19 protein-coding genes and 2 tRNA genes are annotated in these 23,659 nt (G+C 68.3%); 10 read left to right on the top strand and 11 right to left on the bottom strand.

Annotated features, from left to right (window positions below; genetic code table 11):
* Window positions 1–158: 158 nt before the first annotated feature.
* Together JIX55_RS26270 and JIX55_RS26265 are read right to left on the bottom strand one after the other, a co-directional pair.
* The gene (locus tag JIX55_RS26270) at window positions 159–2,969 is read right to left on the bottom strand and encodes a beta-L-arabinofuranosidase domain-containing protein (protein ID WP_257565726.1); all 2,811 of its coding nucleotides are present in this window, start codon (window positions 2,967–2,969) and stop codon (window positions 159–161) included.
* Window positions 2,970–3,475: 506 nt separating this feature from the next.
* A tRNA-Leu gene (locus tag JIX55_RS26265) sits at window positions 3,476–3,559 on the bottom strand.
* Between the two features lie 486 nt (window positions 3,560–4,045).
* Between JIX55_RS26265 and JIX55_RS26260 the strand changes: the two genes are divergently transcribed.
* The 6 genes from JIX55_RS26260 to pknB all read left to right on the top strand — a co-directional run bounded on the left by JIX55_RS26260 (window position 4,046) and on the right by pknB (window position 12,163).
* Window positions 4,046–4,891: an FhaA domain-containing protein gene (locus JIX55_RS26260; RefSeq protein WP_257565725.1), complete on the top strand. Its 846-nt coding sequence runs from the start codon at window positions 4,046–4,048 to the stop codon at window positions 4,889–4,891.
* A 10-nt stretch (window positions 4,892–4,901) separates the two neighbouring features.
* Window positions 4,902–5,432 (top strand): FHA domain-containing protein FhaB/FipA, encoded by a 531-nt coding sequence (locus tag JIX55_RS26255; protein WP_257565723.1) that lies wholly within the window; start codon window positions 4,902–4,904, stop codon window positions 5,430–5,432.
* Window positions 5,433–5,530: 98 nt separating this feature from the next.
* Window positions 5,531–7,087, top strand: a complete 1,557-nt coding sequence (locus JIX55_RS26250; protein ID WP_257569488.1) for a Stp1/IreP family PP2C-type Ser/Thr phosphatase — start codon at window positions 5,531–5,533, stop codon at window positions 7,085–7,087.
* 27 nt (window positions 7,088–7,114) lie between these two features.
* A complete protein-coding gene (locus JIX55_RS26245; protein ID WP_257565722.1) occupies window positions 7,115–8,554 on the top strand; it encodes an FtsW/RodA/SpoVE family cell cycle protein in 1,440 nt (479 codons plus the stop codon).
* Window positions 8,551–10,017, top strand: a complete 1,467-nt coding sequence (locus tag JIX55_RS26240; protein ID WP_257565721.1) for a peptidoglycan D,D-transpeptidase FtsI family protein — start codon at window positions 8,551–8,553, stop codon at window positions 10,015–10,017. Before JIX55_RS26245 ends, JIX55_RS26240 begins: the two co-directional genes overlap by 4 nt.
* Window positions 10,018–10,186: 169 nt before the next feature.
* Window positions 10,187–12,163, top strand: coding sequence for a Stk1 family PASTA domain-containing Ser/Thr kinase (gene pknB, locus JIX55_RS26235; RefSeq protein WP_257565720.1), 1,977 nt, complete (start codon window positions 10,187–10,189; stop codon window positions 12,161–12,163).
* 177 nt (window positions 12,164–12,340) lie between these two features.
* Here pknB and JIX55_RS26230 read toward each other — a convergent pair whose 3' ends face one another.
* Genes JIX55_RS26230 through JIX55_RS26205 form a run of 6 tightly spaced genes read right to left on the bottom strand, consistent with a single transcriptional unit; the run spans window position 12,341 to window position 16,795 of the window.
* Window positions 12,341–13,084 carry a class E sortase gene (locus JIX55_RS26230; RefSeq protein ID WP_257565719.1) on the bottom strand — a complete coding sequence of 248 codons (744 nt, stop codon included), beginning with the start codon at window positions 13,082–13,084 and terminating at the stop codon, window positions 12,341–12,343.
* 25 nt (window positions 13,085–13,109) lie between these two features.
* Window positions 13,110–14,378 (bottom strand): class E sortase, encoded by a 1,269-nt coding sequence (locus JIX55_RS26225; RefSeq protein WP_257565718.1) that lies wholly within the window; start codon window positions 14,376–14,378, stop codon window positions 13,110–13,112.
* A complete protein-coding gene (locus tag JIX55_RS26220) occupies window positions 14,375–15,025 on the bottom strand; it encodes an aminodeoxychorismate/anthranilate synthase component II (protein WP_257565717.1) in 651 nt (216 codons plus the stop codon). The genes JIX55_RS26225 and JIX55_RS26220 overlap by 4 nt, the downstream gene beginning before the upstream one ends.
* Window positions 15,022–15,183 carry a hypothetical protein gene (locus tag JIX55_RS26215; RefSeq protein ID WP_257565716.1) on the bottom strand — a complete coding sequence of 54 codons (162 nt, stop codon included), beginning with the start codon at window positions 15,181–15,183 and terminating at the stop codon, window positions 15,022–15,024. Before JIX55_RS26215 ends, JIX55_RS26220 begins: the two co-directional genes overlap by 4 nt.
* Before the next feature lie 53 nt (window positions 15,184–15,236).
* On the bottom strand, window positions 15,237–15,929 hold the full coding sequence (locus tag JIX55_RS26210) for a class E sortase (protein WP_257565715.1): 693 nt from the start codon (window positions 15,927–15,929) through the stop codon (window positions 15,237–15,239).
* 17 nt (window positions 15,930–15,946) lie between these two features.
* Window positions 15,947–16,795, bottom strand: coding sequence for a DUF881 domain-containing protein (locus JIX55_RS26205; protein WP_257565714.1), 849 nt, complete (start codon window positions 16,793–16,795; stop codon window positions 15,947–15,949).
* A 142-nt stretch (window positions 16,796–16,937) separates the two neighbouring features.
* Between JIX55_RS26205 and crgA the strand changes: the two genes are divergently transcribed.
* Window positions 16,938–17,192, top strand: coding sequence for a cell division protein CrgA (gene crgA, locus JIX55_RS26200; RefSeq protein ID WP_257543214.1), 255 nt, complete (start codon window positions 16,938–16,940; stop codon window positions 17,190–17,192).
* Between the two features lie 292 nt (window positions 17,193–17,484).
* On the opposite strand, the gene JIX55_RS26195 is transcribed toward crgA, so the two are convergent.
* Window positions 17,485–18,378 (bottom strand): rhomboid family intramembrane serine protease, encoded by an 894-nt coding sequence (locus JIX55_RS26195; protein WP_257565713.1) that lies wholly within the window; start codon window positions 18,376–18,378, stop codon window positions 17,485–17,487.
* 154 nt (window positions 18,379–18,532) lie between these two features.
* Complete coding sequence (locus JIX55_RS26190; protein ID WP_257565712.1) at window positions 18,533–19,066, bottom strand: peptidylprolyl isomerase; 534 nt, start codon at window positions 19,064–19,066, stop codon at window positions 18,533–18,535.
* Between the two features lie 362 nt (window positions 19,067–19,428).
* On the opposite strand from JIX55_RS26190, the gene JIX55_RS26185 reads away from it, so the two are divergent.
* Entirely contained in the window at window positions 19,429–20,130 is a 702-nt protein-coding gene (locus JIX55_RS26185; RefSeq protein ID WP_257565711.1) for a DUF5324 family protein, read from the top strand.
* A gap of 460 nt (window positions 20,131–20,590) precedes the next feature.
* Here JIX55_RS26185 and JIX55_RS26180 read toward each other — a convergent pair.
* Window positions 20,591–20,663 (bottom strand) — tRNA-Ala (locus JIX55_RS26180).
* 182 nt (window positions 20,664–20,845) lie between these two features.
* Here JIX55_RS26180 and JIX55_RS26175 point away from each other — a divergent pair.
* Together JIX55_RS26175 and JIX55_RS26170 are read left to right on the top strand one after the other, a co-directional pair.
* Window positions 20,846–21,394, top strand: a complete 549-nt coding sequence (locus JIX55_RS26175) for a helix-turn-helix domain-containing protein (protein WP_033530590.1) — start codon at window positions 20,846–20,848, stop codon at window positions 21,392–21,394.
* Window positions 21,395–21,675: 281 nt separating this feature from the next.
* Window positions 21,676–23,595: a serine/threonine-protein kinase gene (locus tag JIX55_RS26170; RefSeq protein WP_257565710.1), complete on the top strand. Its 1,920-nt coding sequence runs from the start codon at window positions 21,676–21,678 to the stop codon at window positions 23,593–23,595.
* Window positions 23,596–23,659 lie beyond the last annotated feature (64 nt).

Here is a 23,659-nt window from a genome sequence, read left to right as displayed (position 1 = left end):
TCCCGCGCCGAGGCTTTCGACGACGCGCTCGTCAAGGCCAGGAGCCTCGCGGAGCGCCTCGCCGCGCAGGCCCTCCGGGGAACGCGAAGGGCGGCCGCCCCCACGAAGGAGCAGCCGCCCGTGCCGCGAGGCCTCGTGGCCGTGTACATCGCCGTAAGTCAGGGCGCGTACGTCGCGTTCTGCGCGGTGGTCACCACCTTCTGCCCGTCGGCCTGGCTCAGCAGCCCGGCCGACACCCACGAGCCGACGGTCGACTGCACACGCGTCACCAGCGCACTCTTGCCGGCAAACGGCGCCCCGGCCCAGATCTCGTCGAGCAGGGTCGTGCCGTCGGACTTCGCCGGGTTCTCGACGCCCGAGTCGGTGCCGCCAAGGACGACCTTCGGTTCGGAGCGCTTGATGTAGGCGTGGGTCGGATCCTCGCTCCCTTCGTAGAAGGGAGCGAATTCGGTGCCGTCCAGCGTGTAGTGCAGCGGCTTTCCGCTCACCGGGGTGAGGGAGGGCAGCAGGTCGCCGGAGAGCCCGGCGTTGCGGTACAGCCCGAACGACAGGTAGCTCGTACCGCTGTTCCTGCCGACCAGGTTGACCGGCCCGTAGAACAGGGTCTGGAGCGACGGGTCGTCGAGCGCCTTCTCCGCCCTCAGCCGGAACGGGATCGTCACGCGCACGACGTCCCCGCCGCGCCAGGTGCGGGAGGGGATCGTGAAGTAGCTCCCCGCGGCCGGAGTGCCGCCGACCGCACTGCCGTTGACGGTCACCCGGAAGCCGGCGGTCGCCCAGGACGGCACCCGCAGCCGCAGCTCGAAGGCCGCGCTGCCGCCCCCGATGGTGATCGTGGAGCCCTGCTCCCGGGGATAGTCGGTGCTCTGGGCGACCGTCACGCCCTTCGCGGACCAGTTCAGCGTGGCCGCGCTGTACAGGTTGACGTACAGCGCGCTGCCGTCGGCCCTGGTGAAGTACACCGAGTCCTGGTACTTGGTGGCGCTCTCCATGCCGGTGCCCTCGCAGCAGGTGGTGCCCTGCTTGGGTGTGTAGTCGCGCACATGGCCGGGCGTGAGCCCGATGAAATACGTGACCAGCGGCTTCTCCGCGTCGGCCTTGTCCTGCTTGGAGCCGAGGACCTGATTGAGCAGGGCCCGCTCGTAGTAGTCCATGTACTTGGGGTCCTGCTCATGGAAGAACAGGCTCCGGCTCAGCTTGAGCAGGTTGTACGCACAGCAGGTCTCGGCGTTGGTGTCGCTGATGGTGCCCGCGACCATCCCTCGGGCCTTCCAGAACTCGGCCGTGCTCGTGCCGCCGATGCCGTACATGCGATGGGGGATGACCATGCCCCAGAAGTTCTTCGCGGCGGTGAGGTAGCGGGTCTCACCCGTCGCGTCGTACAGCCGGACATAGCCGGTGAAGATCGGGATGTGCTGGTTGGCGTGGAGACCGTCCAGGGTGTCGGTGTTGGCGGCGCAGGCGTCGATGAGCTTGTCGAGGTCGAACAGCTTTGCCAGCGCGAGGTGGTCGCCCTTGCCGGTGATCGAGTACAGGTCGACGATCGTCTCGACGATGCCGCCGAACTCGCCGCTGGAGAAGATGCCCCACATCCGCTGCAGGGTGGAGTCGGGCAGCTTGGACAGCCGGGAGGACATCCAGTCGCACATGCCTGACGCGAGGTCGAGCGCCCGGGTGTCATCGGTGGCGAGGTAGGCGTCCAGCAGGCCCCTGAGGATCTTGTGCGCGGTGTAGTAGGGCGCCCACACCTTGGTGTAGTCCGGGCTGGTCCGCGACTCGAGGTCGATGAACTGCGTCTCCGGGTACGCGGCGAGGAACCCGGGGTGACTCGGCCCTCCCCAGGTGCGGCGCAGGGTGGCGGTGAGCCCGCGTCCGGAGGCGTCGTCGAAGGTGCCGCCGGTGGTGGCGAAGAAGTAGTACGACGCGAGGTTGCCGAGCCCCGCGGAGGAATTCTTGGCCTCGTTGGTCTGCAGCGAGGTGATCTCGGCCGCGGTCAGGGCCCGTGACCAGACGTTGAACTCGTCGAAGGCCCCCGCGTACACGGGGTCGCCGGAGAAGTTCGATCGGCCCAGCCAGTTGTTCGCCAGGGTGCCGAGGACGGACGGGTTGAGCGTCATCGATGTGTTCTGGGCGACGGCGGTGCCGTTGACGTAGAGGGTGCCCGTGGTGCCGGAGATGGTCACCGCCAGATGGCTCCACTGGTTCAGCGCCAGCGCGGCGGTGCCGTTGAGCGCCTGCTCCCCGCCCGGCCCGTTGGTGGTGATGGCGAACCGCGGCACTCCGTTGGCGTTACGAGTGACGAGGTACATGTACCGGGTGGTGTTGTCGCCGAAGTCGAAGACGCGCTGCCAGTTGGCGTTGTGGGTGGGTTTCACCCAGACCGACAGGGTGATCGCCGCGGCACCGCCGAGCACGGCCGCCGGGAGGTCGACGTACTGGTTCGAGCCCCGGACGTTCTCGTGCGCGCCGCCCCACTTCCCGGTGACGGGGAGCATGCGCGGGTCGGTGCGCAGCGCCGCGCGCACCTCGGTCAGCGCTCCGGTCATGTAGCGGATCTTGTCGGCGTAGGCCGTGTCCTTGGTGCTCGCGTAGGCCTGGGCGAGCATCGTCAAGAAGTGCCCGGTGTAGTGGCCGCGGAGGTTGCCGTTGGCCTCGCCGTCGAGGCCCTCCCAGCCGCCGGGGGCGACCGCGCCCTTGGTGGAGAGTCCCGCGTTGGCGCGGAAGACCTGCAACAACCGGTCGACGTCGTAGCCACGGCCGTGGTCGAGCATCAGCTGCCGTTTGTCGGCGAACAGGCCTTGGCCGAGCGTCACGTCCTCGAGTTCGAACGGCCGCACCGACCAGGTGGACGGCATCGGAACGGTGGCGGCGACCGCACGTCCGCCGCCCGCCTCGAAGGAGACTCCTGGTGCGGCCGCGGCGAGTATCGCGGACTGGAGGAGGAAACGTCTGGAGAGGGGCGGTGCCATGTGCGCCTCGTCTCTGGCAGGTGTGGGGGCGTCGGAAGGTCACAAAGCATGAACCGCGTTCGAAATTGCGAACGTTGTGCGAATTTCCGACCAGAAGATAGGTATGAGGCAGGCGAGCGTCAACGGTACTGACGGGTTTCACAGGGGTGCCACGCAGGCGGAACAGCTCGCATACGGTCACTCGGAGCCGTTTCACGTGAAACATCGCCCGTATACACACACATACACATCCACGGCAATTCACATGACGCCGGCCCCACCGCCGCCCCGGCCGCAGACAGACGATTCGCGTGATGCTGACTCTGCCGTCGCCCCGACCGCGCACACGGGACGGAGCGCGCCCCCGGGCCGTCCCGTGCCACCGGAACCCGAAAGCCCTTACCGAATCCCCTGAGAGACTCCTCACACTCCAGAGCCATGTCAGCCGACCGCCGAACCTCTCGACGCAGCAGGCAAGCAGACAAAAGAAGCGGTCCCATCGTGATCACGATGGGACCGCTTCGCTGTGCGCGAGGGGGGAGTTGAACCCCCACGCCCTTGCGGGCACTGGAACCTGAATCCAGCGCGTCTGCCTATTCCGCCACCCGCGCATTAGGTGTGTCCTCGGGCCGCGTTCCTCGCGGTGCTGGCGCCTTCCGACATCGAGAAGATTAGCACGCTGGGGAGGGTGCAATCACATCCCTTATCCGTGGCCGGCCCCGCTCCACGTCGCCCTGGCCGGGCCCACCAGCACGGACCGAACACATGACCTCTCCTGCTACGTATCAACGAGTGCTGGTTCACGTATCAACCTCGTACCGGTCCCGGCCATCTCTACTGGAGAGGGACAGGGTGCACAGTCGGGTGCGGGACACTGGTCTCGCGCCGCCTCTACGATCCTTGGCAGAGTTCGGCCGGAGTAGTTCGAAGAGGAGCTCCGGCGGGAATCCGGGAGGGGACTTCAGTGGGCGTCGATACCGGGTGACACCGGTCGACGGGGCCGACCGGGGGAACCAGCCGATTTCCCGGCGCGTGGATACGATCAGTAAGCAGTACCGACGCAGTACGCAGAGCGGTGACGACGGAGGAGGTGCCCCATGGGAGTCCTGAAGAAGTTCGAGCAACGTCTCGAAGGTCTGGTCAACGGCACCTTCGCCAAGGTGTTCAAGTCCGAGGTCCAGCCCGTGGAGATCGCGGGAGCACTCCAGCGTGAGTGCGACAACAACGCCACCATCTGGAACCGCGACCGGACGGTCGTCCCCAACGACTTCATCGTGGAGCTGAGCACGCCCGACTTCGAGCGCCTCAGCCCCTACTCCGGCCAGCTCGGCGACGAGCTCGCCGGCATGGTGCGCGATTACGCCAAGCAGCAGCGCTACACCTTCATGGGCCCCATCAAGGTCCATCTGGAGAAGGCCGACGACCTCGACACCGGTCTGTACCGGGTACGCAGCCGTACGCTCGCCTCCTCCACCAACCAGCAGGCCTCCGCGGGCGCCCCGGCGAGCCCCGCCGCGGGCCGCCCCGGTGGCTACGGCTACCCGCCCACCGCCGCGCCCGCTGGTGCCCCGCCGATGCCGGCCGCGCCACCGCCCGGCGGTGGCCGACCCGGCGCCGCCCCGCTCGGCCAGCGGCCGCCCGCCGCTCCGACGGCCGGTGGGCGCATGCGCTACTGGATCGAGATCAACGGCACCCGCCACCAGATCTCCCGCCCGACGCTGGTGCTGGGGCGCAGCACCGAAGCCGACGTGCGGATCGACGACCCCGGCGTCTCCCGCCGGCACTGCGAGATCCGGACCGGAACGCCCTCGACGATCCAGGATCTCGGATCCACCAACGGCATCGTGGTGGACGGGCAGCACACCACCCGCGCTACGCTCCGCGACGGCTCGCGGATCGTCGTGGGCAGCAGCACCATCATTTACCGGCAAGCCGAAGGGTGAAGCGGGGGCAATGTCAGAGCTGACCCTCACGGTCATGCGGCTGGGTTTCCTGGCCGTACTGTGGCTGTTCGTGATCGTGGCCGTGCAGGTCATCCGCAGCGACCTGTTCGGTACGCGCGTCACCCAGCGGGGGTCGCGCCGAGAGAGCGCGCGGCCGCAGCAGGCCGCCCGCCAGGCCGCTCCCCCGCAGCAGCGCGGCCAGCAGCCCGCGGCCGCGGCCGGTGGCGGCGGGCGCCGTGGACGCAACGCCCCGACCAAGCTCGTCGTCAGCGAAGGCACGCTGACAGGTACGACCGTGGCGCTGCAGGGCCAGACCATCACCCTGGGCCGCGCCCACGACTCCACGATCGTGCTGGACGACGACTACGCCTCCAGCCGGCACGCCCGGATCTACCCGGACCGCGACGGCCAGTGGATCGTCGAGGACCTGGGGTCCACCAACGGCACGTATCTCGACCGGAACCGACTGACGACTCCCACGCCCATTCCGCTGGGCGCGCCGATCCGCATCGGCAAGACCGTCATCGAGCTGCGGAAGTAGTGCTACATCATGAATAGGCGCGAGCGGAGCGAGCACGCAGGGGCGGCCCCCACCAGGGGCCCCGGCGCGCTCCCGACCGGAGGGTGGGCACCGTGCGGATGTACCCGGAGCCGACGGGCGAGGTGCGCATGAGTCTGTCACTGCGCTTCGCCGCCGGATCGCACAAAGGCATGATCCGCGAGGGCAACGAGGACTCGGGCTACGCCGGTCCGCGGCTGCTCGCGATCGCCGACGGCATGGGCGGTCAGGCCGCCGGCGAGGTCGCCTCCTCCGAGGTGATCTCCACCCTTGTCACGCTCGACGACGACGTCCCGGGCTCCGACATCCTCACCTCCCTCGGCACCGCCGTACAGCGCGCCAACGACCAGCTGCGCGCGATGGTCGAGGAGGATCCTCAGCTGGAGGGCATGGGCACCACGCTCACCGCCCTGCTGTGGACCGGTCAGCGACTCGGCCTCGTGCACGTCGGCGACTCCCGCGCGTACCTCCTCAGGGACGGCGTCCTCACCCAGATCACCCAGGACCACACCTGGGTGCAGCGTCTGGTCGACGAGGGCCGCATCACCGAGGAGGAGGCCACCACCCACCCGCAGCGCTCCCTGCTGATGCGCGCGCTGGGCAGTGGCGACCACGTCGAGCCCGACCTCTCCATCCGTGAGGTCCGCGCCGGCGACCGGTACCTGATCTGTTCCGACGGTCTGTCCGGCGTCGTGTCCCACCAGACGATGGAGGACACCCTCGCCAGCTACCAGGGCCCGCAGGAGACCGTGCAGGAGCTGATCCAGCTCGCGCTGCGCGGCGGCGGTCCGGACAACATCACGGTCATCATCGCCGACGTCCTCGACCTCGACACCGGGGACACCCTCGCCGGGCAGCTCTCCGACACCCCGGTCGTGGTCGGCGCGGTCGCCGAGAACCAGCTCCACCTGCAGGACAACGGCATCATGCAGACCCCGGCCGGCCGCGCCTCCGGGCTGGGCCGTCAGGGTCACGGGCAGGGCGGCGGCGAGTTCGGCCCGCCCGGCTCCGGCGACACCACCGGGTACATGCCGGCGGCGGGCAGCTTCGGGAACTACTCCGACGACGACTTCGTCAAGCCGCGCAAGAAGCGCAGGTGGCTCAAGAGATCGTTCTTCGGCATCCTCGCCCTCGCCGTGATCGGCGGGGGCCTGTACGGCGGCTACCGCTGGACCCAGACGCAGTACTACGTCGGCGCCAACGACGACCACGTGGCGCTGTACCGCGGCATCAGCCAGGACCTGGCGTGGATCTCGCTCTCGAAGGTGGAGAAGGACCACCCCGAGATCGAACTCAAGTACCTGCCGTCGTTCTGGCAGAAGCAGGTCGAGTCCACGATCCCCCAGGGCAGTCTGAGCGACGCCCGGAAGAAGATCGAGGAGCTGTCCACCCAGGCATCGGCGTGCAAGAAGAACGCCGAGCGCCGCGAGGCGGCGGACAACAACGCCAAGACCGGCGAGGGCGAGGCCGGCGGCGTCACGGGAACCACGAAGACCTCCCTCACGTCCAAGGCCACACCGTCCCCGACGTCGACACCGTCGACGTCCTCCCCGACCCAGACCGCACCCACACCGTCGACCGGCCCCAGCCTCTCGGAGGAGGAGCAGGAGCTGGTCTCGCGGTGCGGTGAGCAGTAGGCAAGCCGCGAGGGGCCCACTCACACGATGAGCAGTACTAGCAACCCGTCGACGCAGCACACGTCCACGATCGGCGCGATCGGCACCCCGAGCCGGCGCAACACCGAGCTGGCGCTGCTGGCGTTCGCGGTCGTCATCCCGGTGTTCGCCTACGTCAACGTGGGTCTCGCCCTGAACGACGAGATCCCGGCCGGCCTGGCCGCCTACGGCATCGGCCTCGGGGTACTGGCCGGCATCGGCCACCTCGTCATCCGCAAGTTCGCGCCGTACGCCGACCCGCTGATGCTGCCGCTGGCGACGCTGCTGAACGGGCTGGGGCTGGTGGCGATCTGGCGACTGGACCAGTCGGAACTGCTCCAGCAGATCGGACAGGCCGGCGGCAAGGCGACCAATCAGCTGGTCTACACAGCGATGGGCATCGCGCTCTTCATCGCCGTACTGATCTTCCTCAAGGACCACCGCACCCTCCAGCGCTACACCTACATCTCCATGGCCGGCGCGCTGGTCCTGCTGCTGCTCCCCCTGGTGCCGGGCCTCGGCGCGGAACTCACCTACGGCGCCAAGATCTGGATCCAGGTCGGCAGCTTCACCATCCAGCCCGGCGAGTTCGCCAAGATCGTGCTGGCGATCTTCTTCGCCGGCTACCTGATGGTGAAGCGCGACGCGCTCGCACTGGCCAGCCGTCGCTTCATGGGCCTGTACCTGCCGCGCGGCCGCGACCTCGGCCCGATCATCGTCGTCTGGGCGATCTCAATCCTCATTCTGGTCTTCGAGACCGACCTCGGTACCTCGCTGCTGTTCTTCGGCATGTTCGTGATCATGCTGTACGTCGCGACCGAGCGGACCAGCTGGATCGTCTTCGGTCTGCTGATGTCCGCGGCCGGCGCGGTCGGCGTGGCCTCGTTCGAGATCCACGTGCAGCAGCGTGTGCAGGCCTGGCTGGACCCCATGGGCGAGTGGGAGCTCTCCAAGACCGTGGTCGGCCACTCCGCGCAGTCCATGGAAGCCCTGTGGGCCTTCGGCTCCGGCGGCACCCTCGGCACCGGCTGGGGCCAGGGCCACTCCGAGCTCATCCGCTTCGCCGCGAACTCCGACTTCATCCTCGCCACCTTCGGTGAGGAGTTGGGTCTGACCGGGGTGATGGCGATCCTGCTGATCTACGGCCTGATCGTGGAGCGCGGCATCCGCACCGCCCTCGCCGCCCGCGACCCGTTCGGCAAGCTGCTCGCCGTCGGCCTGTCCGGCGCGTTCGCCCTCCAGGTCTTCGTTGTCGCCGGCGGTGTCATGGGCCTCATCCCCCTGACCGGTATGACAATGCCGTTCATGGCCTACGGCGGTTCCTCGGTCATCGCCAACTGGGCACTCATCGGCATCCTGATCAGAATCAGCGACACCGCACGCCGGCCCGCGCCCGCACCCGCACCGAACCCCGACGCCGAGATGACCCAGGTGGTCCGCCCGTCATGAACAAGCCCCTGCGCCGCATCGCGATCTTCTGCGGGCTCCTGGTCCTCGCCCTGCTCATCCGCACCAACTGGCTCCAGTACGTCCAGGCGGATTCTCTCGCCACCGACAAGAACAACCGTCGCGTCGCCATCGAGCGCTATGCCACGCCTCGTGGCGACATCATCGTCGACGGCAAGGCCATCACCGGGTCCGCCGCTTCCAAGGGCCTCGACTACAAGTACAAGCGCACCTGGAAGAACGGCGAGATGTGGGCGCCGGTCACCGGCTACTCCTCCCAGATCGTCGGCGCGACCCAGCTGGAGAACCTCGAGGACGGCATCCTCACCGGCAACGACGACCGGCTCTTCTTCCGGAACACGCTCGACATGATCACCGGCAAGAAGAAAGCAGGCGGCAGCGTCGTCACCACCCTCAACGCCGCCGCGCAGAAGGCGGCCTTCGAGGGCCTCGGTGACAAGAAGGGCGCCGTCGCCGCGCTCGACCCCAAGACCGGCGCGATCCTCGCCCTGGCCTCCACGCCGTCGTACGACCCGTCGACCTTCGCCGGCATCAGCAACAAGGACAGCGAGACCTTCTCGAAGCTGGAGAAGGACTCCGACAAGCCGATGCTGAACCGCGCGCTGCGCGAGACCTACCCGCCGGGTTCCACGTTCAAGGTGGTCACGGCCGCCGCGGCGCTGGAGAACGACATCGTCTCGGGCATCGACGACAAGACGGAGGCCCCGGACCCGTACCAGCTGCCCGGCACGAAGACCGACCTCACCAACGAGCACGGCGAGTGCAAGAACGCCACCCTGCGCTACGCGCTGATGGTCTCCTGCAACACCGTCTTCGCGAAGATGTCGGACAACGTCGGCAACGAGAAAATGCGTGAGCAGGCCGCGAAGTTCGGCTTCAACGAGGACGAGCTGGACGTCCCGGTCCGCGCCGCCGAGAGCGTCTACCCCGAGGACAACGCTCCGCAGAACGCCATGGGCGGCATCGGCCAGGCCTCCAACCGCGCCACCCCGCTGCAGATGGCCATGGTCGCCTCGGCCGTCGCCAACGACGGCGAGCTGATGAAGCCGTACATGGTCGACCAGCTGCGCGCCTCCAACCTCGACATCATCGAGACGCACGAGCCCGAGACGCTGTCCCAGGCGGTCTCGCCGGAGAACGCCCAGAAGCTGCAGGACATGATGGAGACCGTCGTCAGCGACCCGCAGGGCACGGGCGGCAGGGCGAAGATCGACGGCGTCACCGTCGGCGGCAAGACCGGTACCGCCCAGCACGGTGTGGACAACAAGGAGAAGCCGTACGCCTGGTTCATCTCCTACGCCCAGCTCAGCGACGGCAGCTCGCCGGTCGCCGTGGCCGTGGTGGTCGAGGACGGTTCGGCCGACCGCGGTGACATCTCCGGTGGCGGTCTCGCCGCCCCGATCGCGAAGAGCGTGATGCAGGCAGTGATCAACAGCAAGAAGTGACCCCGCTCACGTCACCTTCACATCAGTGCACGTTGCGATACCGGTCCTGTATCGGGTGACGCGGTTGGCCAGGTCACAGAAGGCGAGCCGGGTACCGTATGCCCGGAGCACAGCCGCCGGACCGCACATGGGTGCGGTCGGGACCGACGGAGAGGGCTGGTAGGAAGCTATGGAAGAGCCGCGTCGCCTCGGCGGCCGGTACGAGCTGGGCCAGGTGCTCGGCCGTGGTGGCATGGCGGAGGTCTACCTCGCGATGGACACCCGCCTCGGCCGCACCGTGGCGGTGAAGACGCTGCGAGCGGACCTCGCGCGCGACCCCACCTTCCAGGCCCGGTTCCGCCGAGAGGCCCAGTCGGCCGCCTCGCTCAACCACCCCGCGATCGTGGCGGTCTACGACACGGGCGAGGACTACATCGACGGGGTCTCGATCCCGTACATCGTCATGGAGTACGTCGAGGGCTCGACCCTCCGTGAGCTTCTCCACAGCGGCCGCAAGCTGCTGCCGGAGCGGGCCATGGAGATGACCATCGGCATCCTCCAGGGACTGGAGTACGCCCACCGCAACCAGATCGTCCACCGCGACATCAAGCCGGCCAACGTCATGCTGACGCGCAACGGCCAGGTCAAGGTCATGGACTTCGGCATCGCCCGTGCCATGGGCGACTCCGGTATGACCATGACGCAGACGTCCGCGGTCATCGGCACCGCCCAGTACCTCTCCCCGGAGCAGGCCAAGGGTGAGCAGGTGGACGCCCGTTCCGACCTGTACTCGACGGGCTGTCTGCTCTACGAGCTGCTGACGGTCCGTCCGCCGTTCATCGGCGACTCCCCCGTGGCGGTCGCCTATCAGCACGTGCGGGAGGAGCCGCAGCCCCCGAGCGTCTTCGATCCGGAGATCACGCCGGAGATGGACGCCATCGTCCTGCGTGCCCTGGTCAAGGACCCGGACTACCGGTACCAGTCCGCCGACGAGATGCGCGCCGACATCGAGGCCTGTCTCGACGGCCAGCCCGTAGCGGCCACGGCGGCCATGGGTTCCGTCGGCTACGGCGGCTACCCCGACGACCAGCCGACCACCGCTCTGCGCGCCGACGCCGGTGCCACGACGATGCTGCCCCCGGTCGGCCCGGACGACGGTTACGGCTACGACGACCGTCAGGGCCGCCGCCGCCAGCAGAAGAAGAACAACACCTCGACGATCCTGCTGGTCGTCGCGGGTGTGCTGGTACTGGTCGGCGCGATCCTCATCGGCCAGTGGATGTTCGCGGGCAATGAGGCCGGCAACGACACCCTCAAGACGCCGAACTTCATCGGCCAGACCGAGGCCGACGCCAAGAAGGCGGCCATCAACGTCGACCTCAAGGTGACGACCACCAAGGACGAGTGCGAGGACCAGAAAACCGGCAACGTCTGCAAGCAGACCCCGGCCGCCGACACCGAGATCAAGGAGGGTGAGACCGTCGCCCTGGTGATCTCGACGGGTGCTCCGAAGATCACGGTTCCCGACGTGAAGGGCCTTGACTTCGACGCGGCACAGTCCCAGTTGGAGGACAAGGGCTTCGAGGTCGACAAGAAGACCGAGGAGTCCGACCGCACGCCCAACGTCGTCATCGACCAGGATCCCGTCGGCACCAAGATCGAAAAGGGCTCCACGGTCACCCTGACGGTCGCCAAGGCGCCGGAGAAGGCCACCGTGCCGGATGTCGCCGGAAAGAGCTGCGACCAGGCCGTGGCCCAGATGCAGGCCAACGACCTCGTCGGCACCTGCACCGAGGTCGAGACCGAGGACGACAACCTCGTCGGGAAGGTCATCGCGACCAACCCGGAGCAGGGCACCGAGCTCGACAAGGGCGACACGGTCACCATCCAGATCGGCAAGGAGGCCGAGGAGCAGGAGTCCGAGGTCCCGAACGTCGTCGGCCAGACGGTGGGCCAGGCCAAGCAGACCCTGCAGGCCGCCGGCTTCACCAACATCCAGTTCGCCAACGGCAGCGACCAGAGCGACACCGCGCTCGTCACCGACCAGGACCCGGACGGCGGCAACGAAGCCGACCCGGCCCAGACGACGATCACCCTCGCCTCGGTGGGCTTCGGCGGCAACGGCAACAACAACAATGGCGGGAACGACGGCGGCATCTTCGGATAGCGCCACCGGTTCCCATGCATGACGAGGCCTGATCCACCGCCTCGTCCCGCACGACGAAGGAGCCCCGGCACCCCCTTCAAGGGAGGGTGCCGGGGCTCCTTCGTGCTCGCGACGTTTCATGCGAAAGTGAATGTTTCACGTGAAACGTCCCCTACGAGCAAGTAGTTCTCGGCGTCGCTAACGCAGCTCCTTCGGCAGCGTGCGCTCCGCGTTCACCCGCTCCACCCGCTCCAGCTCGCCCCACACGATGTACCGGTACCGGGAGGTGTAGACAGGCGTGCAGGTGGTGAGGGTGATGTACTTGCCGGCCTTCGTCTTGCCGGACTCCTTGGGGATGTTCGACAGGACCTTGACGTTGTACTTCGAGGTCTCGGTGAGGGTGTCGTAGACCTTGTAGACGTACCAGTTCTCGCGGGTCTCGAAGACGATCGAGTCGCCCTTCTTGAGCTTGTCGATGTTGTGGAACTTGGCGCCGTGGCCGTCGCGGTGGGCGGCAAGGGTGAAGTTGCCGTCCTTGTCGGAGCTGGGGAGGGTCGCCTTGACGGGGTTGATGTAGTAGCCGGCGACGCCGCCGTTGAGGATCTTGGTGGAGGTGCCCTTCTTCACCAGGACCTCGCCGTTCCTCATGGCGGGGACGTGCAGGAAGCCGATGCCGTCCTTGATGTCCAGGGCCCCCGGGCTGTCGTCGGCCGACGCCCAGTTGTCGCGAACCTTGTCCGCTTCCTTGTCCGCCTCGCGGTCGGCCAGGACGTTCGTCCACCACAGCGAGTAGACGACGAACAGTCCGAGCACCAGGCCCGCCGTGATGAGGAGTTCACCGAAGACACTGACCGCCATGGCGATCCGGCCCATACCGCGGCGCCGCGGCGCGGTCTCGGGCGCGCCCGTCTTCTCTTCGGTGTCGTCGGTGGTCACTGCCACAGTTCTTCCGCCCTTGGTCGAGCCCCTACTGGACGAGCGCGTCGGGCTTCCCCTCGCTGCGCGGCCGTTCCTCCACCATCTTGCCCCACACGATCATGCGGTACTTGCTCGTGAACTCCGGCGTGCACGTGGTCAGCGTGATGTAGCGGCCCGGCTCGGTGAAGCCCGACCCCGGAGGGACGGGCTCGAGCACGCTCACATTCGACGGCGGCGTCACCGGGAGGATCGAAGCCATGTGGTAGACGTAGTACGTGTCCTGTGTCTCCACGACGATCGGGGCGCCGGGCTTGAGCCGGTTGATGTACCGGAACGGTTCGCCATGGGTGTTGCGGTGGCCCGCGACACCGAAGTTGCCCGTCTTGTCCCCGGGCATCGCCGTCTTGATGCTGTTCTCGTCGTAGTGCCCGACCATTCCCCGGTCCAGGACCTTCGACTTGTTGATGCCCTCGGCGATCGGCACGACGACGTCCAGCTGGGGAATGTGCAGGATGGCGAAGCCCTGCCCCGGTTCGAACGCACCCGGCGCGCGCTTGCCGTTCTTCCACTCCTCCTGGAGGCTCGTCGCCTCTCTGCCCGCCTGCTGGTGGGCCCGGATGTTCGACCACCAGAGCTGGTACGTGACGAACAGCAGCATCACGACACCGGTGGTGATGAACACCTCGCCGATGGCCCGGCTCGCGATCACTCCCGCGCTGGGCTTCCGCGCCCGCGCCGCCCGCCGCGCCTCGACCCGGGAGCGGGGCGGCGCCTGCCCGGCCGCCTCTAAGGCCTCCTCGGGCCCCTGAGCGGCTCCGGAGCCCGCTTGGGCGCCCGGGGAGCCTCCGTGCCTCCCGTGCCGTCTCACGGCCTTACGGCGGGCCGCACGGCCTCCGGGAGCGGGCGGAGCCGGTATCGGCTCGGCCGCCGCCGCTATGCGCCGCGCCTCCTCCACCCGGAGCGCCACGGTCTCCTCGTCGATCGGAGGGTGCTCCTGAGCGATGCCGGTCGAGGGATGTTCGTGGACGGTCGTCGATTCGTAGGACTCGTACAAACCGTCGTACGGGGCTTGGGGCCGCGTCTCGTAGCCCTCGTACGGCCCGAATGAGGGGTCCGCGTACGGCTGTTGCTGCCCGGACCAGTCACCCTGGACGTACTGCGGGACCTGCTGCTGGGCGGCCCACTGCCGCTGGGGCTCGACCGCGTCGGGGAACGGCACCCCGGGCTGGAAGGCCTCCGCCTCGAACGACTCGGCGCCCCCGTACGCGGCCTCGCCGCTGTAGGGGGCACTCTCGCGCTCGGGGCGCAGGGCCGTCACGCCGTGGCCCTGCCCACCACGGGGGCGAGCCCCGTCGACCTCGCCACGGCCCCTTGGTCCCCGCATTCCGCCAGCCAGTTGGCGAGCATGCGGTGCCCGTGCTCGGTGAGCACCGACTCGGGGTGGAACTGCACGCCTTCGACAGGCAGTTCACGATGCCTGAGGCCCATGATGATGCCGTCATGGGTGCGCGCCGTGACCTCCAGTTCGGCCGGCACGGTCGCCGGCTCGGCGGCCAGCGAGTGGTAGCGGGTCGCGGTGAAGGGGGTGGGCAGTCCCGCGAAGACACCCTTGCCCTCGTGCTCCACCAGCGACGTCTTGCCGTGCAGCAGTTCGGGCGCACGGTCCACGACACCGCCGTACGCCACCTGCATGGACTGCATGCCGAGGCAGACGCCGAAGACGGGGACGCCGGTCGCGGCGCAGTGGCGCACCATGTCGACGCAGACGCCGGCCTCCTCGGGGGTGCCCGGTCCGGGGGACAGGAGAACGCCGTCGAAGCCGTCCTGGGCGTGTGCGGTCGCCACCTCGTCGTTGCGCAGCACCTCGCACTCGGCGCCCAGCTGGTACAGGTACTGGACCAGGTTGAAGACGAAGCTGTCGTAGTTGTCGACGACGAGGACGCGGGTGGGTCGGGCGGCACTCACTGGTCGTTCACCGTCACATCGTTGAAGGGCAGCAGGGGCTCCGCCCAGGGAAAGACGTATTGGAAGAGGACATAGACCACGGCCAGGGTCAGCACGATCGAAAACAGCGCCTTCAGCCACACGTTGCCCGGCAGATGTCGCCAGATCCAGCCGTACATGCCGTCCCTTCCCTCGCACCACGGCACCTGAATCACGCCGTACCGCCACCAGACTAACGGCGTAGTGCCTCCGGTTTCCCGGCCTCCACAGGCTGTGTGGATTCCAGATGGCCCCAGACGATGAGCCGATGGCTGTGTCCCCACTCCGGGTCGCACGTCGTCAGCGTCAGATAGCGCCCCGCGCGCGTGTACCCCGACTTCGTCGGCACGGGGTCGATGACCTGGACGTCCGTGGGCAATGTCCGATAGGGCCCCTTGTCTATGACATACGTGAACCAGTCCGCGCCGTCGGTCAGGACCACCGCGTCACCGGGGCGCAGCTTGGGGAAATCTTTGAAGGGATCGCCGTAGGTGCGGCGATGCCCGGCGACCGCGAAGTTTCCCTTCTGTCCCAGCTGAGCGGTGTTCGCGTAGTGCCCGAGCCCTTTCTTGAGAGTGTCCGTCTTCGTGCCCTCAAGGACGGGCTTGTTCCACGTGAAACCAAGACGCGGGATGTACATGAGGGCGAAGGGCTTGGCGTCCTTGTACGGCGCGGGCGGCTCCGGAGCCGCCGAGGCGCCGGGGCCGGATGCCGGTTTCACCGGTTGCTTCGCCCACTGGTCCTGGAGCAGGTCGACCTGGTGGTCCATCTCGGTGTCGGCCTTCACACCGGTCCAGAACAGTACGTAGACGACGAAGAGGACGATCAGGGCGCCGACGGTGATGCAGAGTTCGCTGACGGTCCTCACGATCACGCGCACCGACACGGGTCCCCCGGCTGCCGTTACTCCACGGGCTTCGCGTACTTCAGATCCACTGTGCCCGAGTAGCCGGGAAGAGTCACCGGCCCGTCCTCGGTGACTTTCCAGCCCAGCCCGTAGACGTTGACGTAGACCATGTAGTTCTGGATCGCCTCGGACGCGGCGAGCGCCTTCTGGAGCTTCTCCGGGTCACCGACCGCCTGAATCTTGTACGGGGGCGAGTAGACGCGGCCCTGGAGGATCAGGGTGTTTCCGACGCAGCGCACGGCGCTGGTGGAGATCAGCCGCTGGTCCATGACCTTGATGCCCTCGGCGCCGCCCAGCCACAGGGCGTTCACCACGGCCTGCAGGTCCTGCTGGTGGATGACCAGGTAGTCGGGCTGCGGCTCGGGGTAGCCGGGGAGCTTGGCGGTGGCGTCCGGCGGGGCGTCGTTGAGAGTGACCGTGAGGGCCTCGCCCTTGAGCTTCTGGGTGCCGGCGTTCTTCTCCAGTCCCTTGAGCCGGGCGTCCTCGGCCTTGGTGCTGCCGTCGTCCCGCTCGGCGAGGGCCTCGACGGCGTCCCGGAGCACGGCGTTGGACTCGTCGAGCTGCCCGTTCTTGTGGCTGCGCTCCTGGATCAGGTCGGAGAGCTTCAGCAGCGAGGCGTCCGTGCGGATGTTGGTGCCCTTGGCGGTGTCGAAGCTGGTGAAGAAGATCAGCCCGGCGAGAGCGAAAACCCCGACGGTGAGCACGCGCACGGGTCGGAAACCGCCTCGGGAGGAGGCGTCGCCGTCTCGGGCGGCGGGATCGGGGCCCGTCCCGGAGGAGCCGACGGAACCGGCCTCCGGGGAGGTGCCGGAACCAGCCTGGGGTGAGTCGGCTGAATTGCTCAACGTACCCTTATCTCCTTAGGCGCCGCGGAAGCACTACGCTAACGGACGGCCGGGGGAGCATTCAGTGTCCCCTTGTACGCTGCCCCGGAGCCCGCCACAGTTCCCTGCGCGGCCACGCAGCGCATCGACAGGAGAGACCCTCGTGCCGAAGTCACGTATCCGCAAGAAGGCCGACTACACGCCGCCGCCGTCCAAGCAGGCCACGGCTATCAAGCTGAACAGCCGCGGCTGGGTGGCACCCGTCATGCTGGCCATGTTCCTCATCGGCCTCGCCTGGATCGTCGTCTTCTATGTGACCGACGGCTCCCTGCCCATCGACTCGCTCGGCAACTGGAACATCGTGGTCGGCTTCGGCTTCATCGCCGCGGGATTCGGCGTCTCGACCCAGTGGAAGTAGCGGTCTCCGCTCGGTGGAAGTAACTCTGCCCAGAGCTATCCACCGAGTTATCCACAGGTGTTTTCCACAGTGGGGAAAAAGAACGACGATCTGTGGATAACTCACTGGACGTTGACGCCGGTATGACTGACCTACCGACTTCCGCAAACATGTTCGCCCCCTGTCTGACCTGCGAAAACGTCGGTGAGCGACAGGGGGCACGCCTGTTCCCGCACGCTATGCACAAGATCCGCCACGGTCTGTGGACAACAGTGCTGTAACGGTGCCGGGCCGGTGCCGACCTCCCGTCACCTCAGGTCAGCTGGGTGGTCCTGACCAGTGCCATGACCACCACGGCGGCCAGTACCAGGGCGCAAACGCCGTACTGGATCAGCGCCCGGCGCTCGCGCGGCGCGTGCACCATCGCGTAGCCGATCAGGACTCCGCCGACGAGGCCGCCGACGTGGGCCTCCCAGGAGATGTTGAACATCGGGCTGAAGGTGAAGATCAGGTTGATCACCAGCAGGATGATCAGCGGGCGCATGTCGTACTTGAGCCGGCGCATGAGGACGCCGGTCGCACCGAAGAGGCCGAAGACGGCGCCGGAGGCGCCGAGGGACGCCTGGTTCGGTTCGGCGAGGAGATAGGTGAGCGCGCTGCCCGCGAGACCCGAGACGAAGTAGAGCGCCAGATAGCGGGCTCGGCCGAGGGCAGCCTCCAGCGGGCCGCCGATCCACCACAGGCTCAGCATGTTGAACAGGATGTGCGTGACGCTGCCGTGCAGGAACATCGACGTCAGCAGCCGGTACCACTGTCCCTCGGCCACACCCTGGAGCGAGGAGCCCAGTTCCGGGACCCAGGCACGCCCGATGAGGTCGAACCGGTCGGTGAAACGGTCGCCCGCCGACATCTGCACCAGGAAAAGCAGCAGATTCACGCCGACCAGGATCTTGGTGAGGAGCCGGGGATCGGCGGCGACCGCGCCGCCCGCGAGGGTGCGCGGGGCGGAGGCGGAGGGCGCGTGGCCCGTGCCGGAGCCGCTGCGGACGCATTCGGGGCACTGGAAGCCGACGGAGGCGCTCACCATGCACTCGGGGCAGATGGGGCGCTCGCAACGGGTGCAGCGGACACCCGTCTCGCGGTCCGGGTGCCGGTAGCAGGTGGGCAGGCTCTGCGCGTCCTGCGAGCTGCTCGGCACCTGGTCCATGGGGTCCCTCCGTCTCGTGTGTGGAACGCATCGGCCCCGCCCATCCTTACGGATGAGCGGGGCGATTGGTTCCCTTCGGGACCTTGTGAACCTTTCGGATCCGGCCTCGCGGCGAACCCGACATGCTCGGCCCTGGCGGTGAACCCCGGTGACCTCAGCCCTGGCGGGTCTCGATGACGACCGACTCGATGACGACGTCGTTGACCGGGCGGTCGGTGCGCGGGTTGGTCTGGGCGCCGGCGATGGCGTCCACGATCTTCTGGCTGGCCGCGTCGACGACCTCACCGAAGATGGTGTGCTTGCGGTTCAGCCACGCCGTCGGGGAGACGGTGATGAAGAACTGCGAGCCGTTGGTACCCGGGCCGGCATTGGCCATGGCCAGCAGGTAGGGCTTGTCGAAGGCGAGGTCCGGGTGGAACTCGTCCGCGAACTGGTAGCCGGGACCACCGGTGCCGTTGCCCAGCGGGTCACCGCCCTGAATCATGAATCCACTGATCACCCGGTGGAAGACCGTGCCGTCGTAGAGCTTGTCCGTGGACTTCTGGCCGGTGGCCGGGTTGGTCCACTCACGCTCGCCCTGGGCGAGCTCGACGAAGTTACGGACCGTCTTGGGCGCGTGGTTCGGCAGCAGCCGCACCTCGATGTCGCCGTGGTTGGTCTTCAGGGTGGCGTACAGCTGCTCAGCCACGATCTGCCTTCCGTTGTCCTCTGTGACTCCCCCGATCCTCGCACGGACGACGCCGTCCGTCCCCCGAGGCCCACGCTCTTGTCCTGCGGGTGCGCGGAAAACGGGTCGAGTCCCCCCGGTACCGGCGCGCTTCGCGGCGATCCGTGGCATTGTCGGCACTGGCGTGGACAACTTCCCGTTGCCCCGTGTTCATCCCCAATTGCACGTGATCGGTTCATGAGCGGCTCTTGCTCGATGATCAGCCGGAGTCGGCGCCCATGACCCGGATGCCCGCCCGCACATGCCCCGGAGCGCTCCGGGAGGCATGATCCCCAAAAGGGTGGAAAGTCGAATTACCGTACGCCACCGAGGAGGAGGATCCCGTGACCCGCATCGACAGCGTGCGCGCCGCGACCGGCTCGGCGAAGGACAGCGTGCTGCACGCCGCGGAAGTGGTGGCGCCCTACGCCGACACGGCCAAGGACAAGGCCTCGCACTACGCGCATGAGGCACGCGTACGACTCGCGCCGAAGGTGTCGCAGGCTGCGGAACAGGCACGCGTCCAGTACGGCGCCCATGTCGTCCCGCGTCTTGAGCAGGCCCGCACGCATGTACCGCCGAAGGTCGACCACGCGGCCCATACAGCCGCCGTCCGTACCCGCAAGGCGGCCCGCCAGGCCGCCGACTACTCCCGTCCACGCATCGAACAGGCCGTGGCCGTCGCCGGCCCCGTCCGAGAGGAGGCCACCGCCCGCAGCGTCGCGGCGCTGGCTGCGCTGCGCGGACAGGTCTCGCCCCAGCAGATCCAGAAGCTGGTCCGCAGGCAGCAGCGCCGTGCGAGGCTCGGCCGCGCAGCCAAGGGCCTGGCTGTCCTGGGCGCCCTGGCGGGCGGCGCCTTCGCCGCCTGGAAGTGGTGGGACAAGCAGGCCAACCCCGACTGGCTGGTCGAGCCCCCCGCCGCCACCGAGGTCTCCGAGCCTGGCCACCTGTCCTCCGTCGACGGCAGCGGCCAGTCCGTCCTCGACCCCGAGGTTCAAGCCAAGCAGGCTGAGGAGGAGGCCGCCGACCGCGACAACCGCGGCTGAGAACGGCAGCCGAGGACACTCCCTCCGAGCTGCTGTCGCTCCAGAGCACGATCCTTGCGGGCTTGTTCTTTGCCCGAGGGCGCGTTCGTGCGGGCACCTTTCACAGCCCTGCGGGGCAGGAGGCCTTCAAGTCTCCTGCCCCGCAGGGCTGTTTCACGTGAAACGCCCACCCTCCCCAGCGCCACGGAAGCACAGTGACCGGAATGTATCGATCCGATTGCGAAGGGTGACGTGCATATTTCGCCGCCCACCTCTGTGATCCAGAGCACTGGTTTCGCATGTGCGCACGTCGACACGTGCCACCGCCCGTCTCCCCGCACCAACGGCCATCTCCTCACGGAGTGCACAGATAGCGATCGCGACGAGACCGTCCCGAACGCCATGGGCGCCCCAGGGCCCCGGAGGGAAGAAAAAAGACCGGGCCGGATGTCCTACGACATCCGGCCCGGTCAATCCGCTGTGGAGCCTAGGGGAGTCGAACCCCTGACATCTGCCATGCAAAGACAGCGCTCTACCAACTGAGCTAAGGCCCCGGAAGGGAAGCGTCCACCCGGAAGAACCGACCACCGGGAGGCTTCGCAGACCAGAGTACCGGGTCACCCCCGGGATCTCGCAAAAAGATTGGGGGTCCCCGTGGACGACCACTCTCCGTAAGATGCTCGTCGTGGTTCGCTACAGCGAACCACGGTATTTGGGGAAGCGATGGGGAGACGCAATGGACGCCGCACAGCAGGAAGCGACCGCAAGAGCCCGGGAGCTGCAGCGGAACTGGTACGGAGAGCCGTTGGGGGCGCTCTTCCGTAGGCTCATCGAGGACCTGGGGCTCAACCAGGCCCGTCTCGCGGGGGTTCTGGGCCTGTCCGCACCGATGCTGTCGCAGCTGATGAGCGGTCAGCGTGCCAAGATCGGCAACCCGGCAGTGGTCCAGCGGGTGCAGTTGCTGCAGGACCTGGCGGGGCAGGTCGCTGACGGCAGCGTGAGCGCCGCCGAGGCGACCGAGCGCATGGACGAGATCAAGAAGTCACAGGGGGGCTCGGTGCTCAGCAACACCACACAGTCGACGACGAGTTCGGGTGCGCCCACGGTCAAGCGGGTCGTCCGCGAGATCCAGTCGCTGCTGCGCTCGGTGGCGGCCGCCGGCGACATCATCGAGGCGGCGGACACCCTCGCCCCGACCCACCCGGAACTGGCAGAGTTCCTCCGGGTGTACGGCGCGGGCCGCACCTCGGACGCGGTGGCGCACTACCAGTCCCACCAGAACTGAGCCCAAGGCCCGGTCCTCGAAAGGGGGTTCGGCGACCGGGCCGAAGCCGAAGAGGGGGGCGAGGGGCTTGCGGGCCCCTCGTGAGCCACCAGGACGTGGACGTAGGCTCCAGGAGAGCCGAGAAGACAGCGGAACGGAAACGGCAGGGGGACAGGGGCGAAAAGCAAGCTCCGAGGGAAGCCGGGCACGTGCAAGCCGGCTCCGCGGAGGGCGGCGCAAGCGCCGTGTCCTCCGCCGACGGGCAGCCAAGGGGGGAGCCGAAGGGGGAACGACGCACAGCCATGGGTGAGGTCTTCGCCGGCCGGTACGAACTGGTCGACCCGATCGGGCGCGGGGGAGTCGGCGCGGTCTGGCGCACCTGGGATCACCGCCGCCGCCGCTATGTGGCCGCCAAGGTCCTGCAACAGCGTGACGCGCACGCCCTGCTGCGCTTCGTCCGCGAGCAGGCCGTGCGGATCGACCATCCCCATGTGCTCGCGCCCGCCAGTTGGGCCGCCGATGACGACAAGGTCCTGTTCACCATGGACCTGGTCGCCGGAGGCTCCCTGGTCAACCTCATCAACGACTACGGCCCCCTGCCGCCCGCCTTCGTCTGCGGTCTGCTCGACCAACTCCTGTCCGGCCTCGCCGCCGTGCACGCGGAAGGCGTCATCCACCGCGACATCAAGCCCGCCAACGTGTTGCTGGAGGCCACCGGCACGGCCCGGCCCCGCCTGCGACTGTCGGACTTCGGCATCGCCATGCGGCTGGGCGAGCCCCGGCTGACCGAGACCAACTACGTTGTGGGAACGCCTGGTTACTTCGCCCCCGAGCAGATGCTGGGTGCCGACCCGGACTTCCCGGCCGACCTCTTCGCGGTGGGCCTCGTCGCCCTCTACCTGCTGGAGGGTGCCAAACCCGACGCCAAGGCCCTCATCGAGCACTTCGCCGCCCACGGCACACCGAAAGCCCCGCGGGGCATTCCCGAGCCCCTGTGGCAGGTCATCGCCACGCTGCTCCAGCCGGACCCGAACTCCCGCTTCCGTACCGCCACGGGCGCACGCAAGGCACTCGCCGCAGCCACCGAGCTCCTGCCCGAACCGGGCCCCGACGACGAGCTGGTGGAGGTCTTCGACCAACTCGGTCCGCTTCCCAAGGGGTTCGGCCCCGAAGGTCCACTGCAGAGGGCGTCGGGGCTGGACAAGACCGGTACGAGCACCGGCGGCACGTCCTCGCCGACTCCCAGCCCGGGTACGCCCACTCCTTCCAACTCTCCCGGCTGGTACGCCCCTTCATCACCTCCGGTGCCGGCCGTTCCCTCGGCGCCCGCCTCCACACCGTCCGCTGCGTCACCGCCCTCTTCATCCGCGTCTTCGTCGGCGTCGTCGGTCTCGCAGCCGGTCGCGGGAGGCGTCTCACCGTCCGGCGTAGACGTGACACCGTCGCCGCCTCAGGACCCGCCGTCGCTCAGCCCGCCGCTCCAGGACCCGCCGTCGCAGCCCGGCACGGACACCGCGCCACCGGCACCGCCGACCGGCTCCGTGCCCCAGCCTCCGCAGACGGGCTCCATACCGCCGCCGCCCAGGCCCACCAACGCCCCGCCCCGGACCGGCTCCACCGGTTCTGGCTCCGGCACAGGCCCGAACACCGGTGTCGGCACTGGGCAGTGGTCTCAGGATTCCGGCTCCCTGCCATCGGCGTCTTCGACGGGCATGGGTCGCATATCGCCCGAGTCGCCCCCGGCCGCCGTACCGCCGCGGCCCGAACGCGACCCCGTACCGCCGCAGCCGTCCACGATGTCGGACACCGGCAGCTTCCATCTGCCGCCGCCTCAGGTGCTGGCCACCCACACACCGCCCCGCCACGCGGCTCAGCAGCACACTCCCGGCCTCGGCCACCCACAACACCAACCCGAGCAGCAGGCCACTCCACCCGCCGCGGTGCCCGTCCAAGCCGGCCCAGCGCCACGTCCCGAACCCGCGCATGTGCCCTCCCCCCAGCCACACCCGCCGCTGGGCCTCTCTCAGGCCCCGACCGCAGCGGTACAGCAGCACGCGTACGCCTCTACTGGTTCATACACCGCTCGGCCCCCGCAGGTTCCACGTCGGTCGAGGGCACTGTCGCGGCGCCGTCCGGGCCCTCCCGCCAAGGTGGTCGTTCCGGTCCTGCTGCTCGCACTGGCCTGCTTCACGGTGGGGTTCTGGGCGCTGAGCCAGCTCTGACCTGTCCGCTGTCTCATGGTCGCCCCAGCTCGCCACCCCCATCGGTCACCCTGCGGCGGCGATG

Origin of the sequence: Streptomyces sp. DSM 40750 (assembly GCF_024612035.1) — a bacterium.
In the GTDB taxonomy this organism is placed as follows: Bacteria; Actinomycetota; Actinomycetes; order Streptomycetales; family Streptomycetaceae; genus Streptomyces.
The sequence above is the reverse complement of the archived record's forward strand: the minus strand, read 5'-3'. Positions and strand labels throughout refer to the sequence as shown.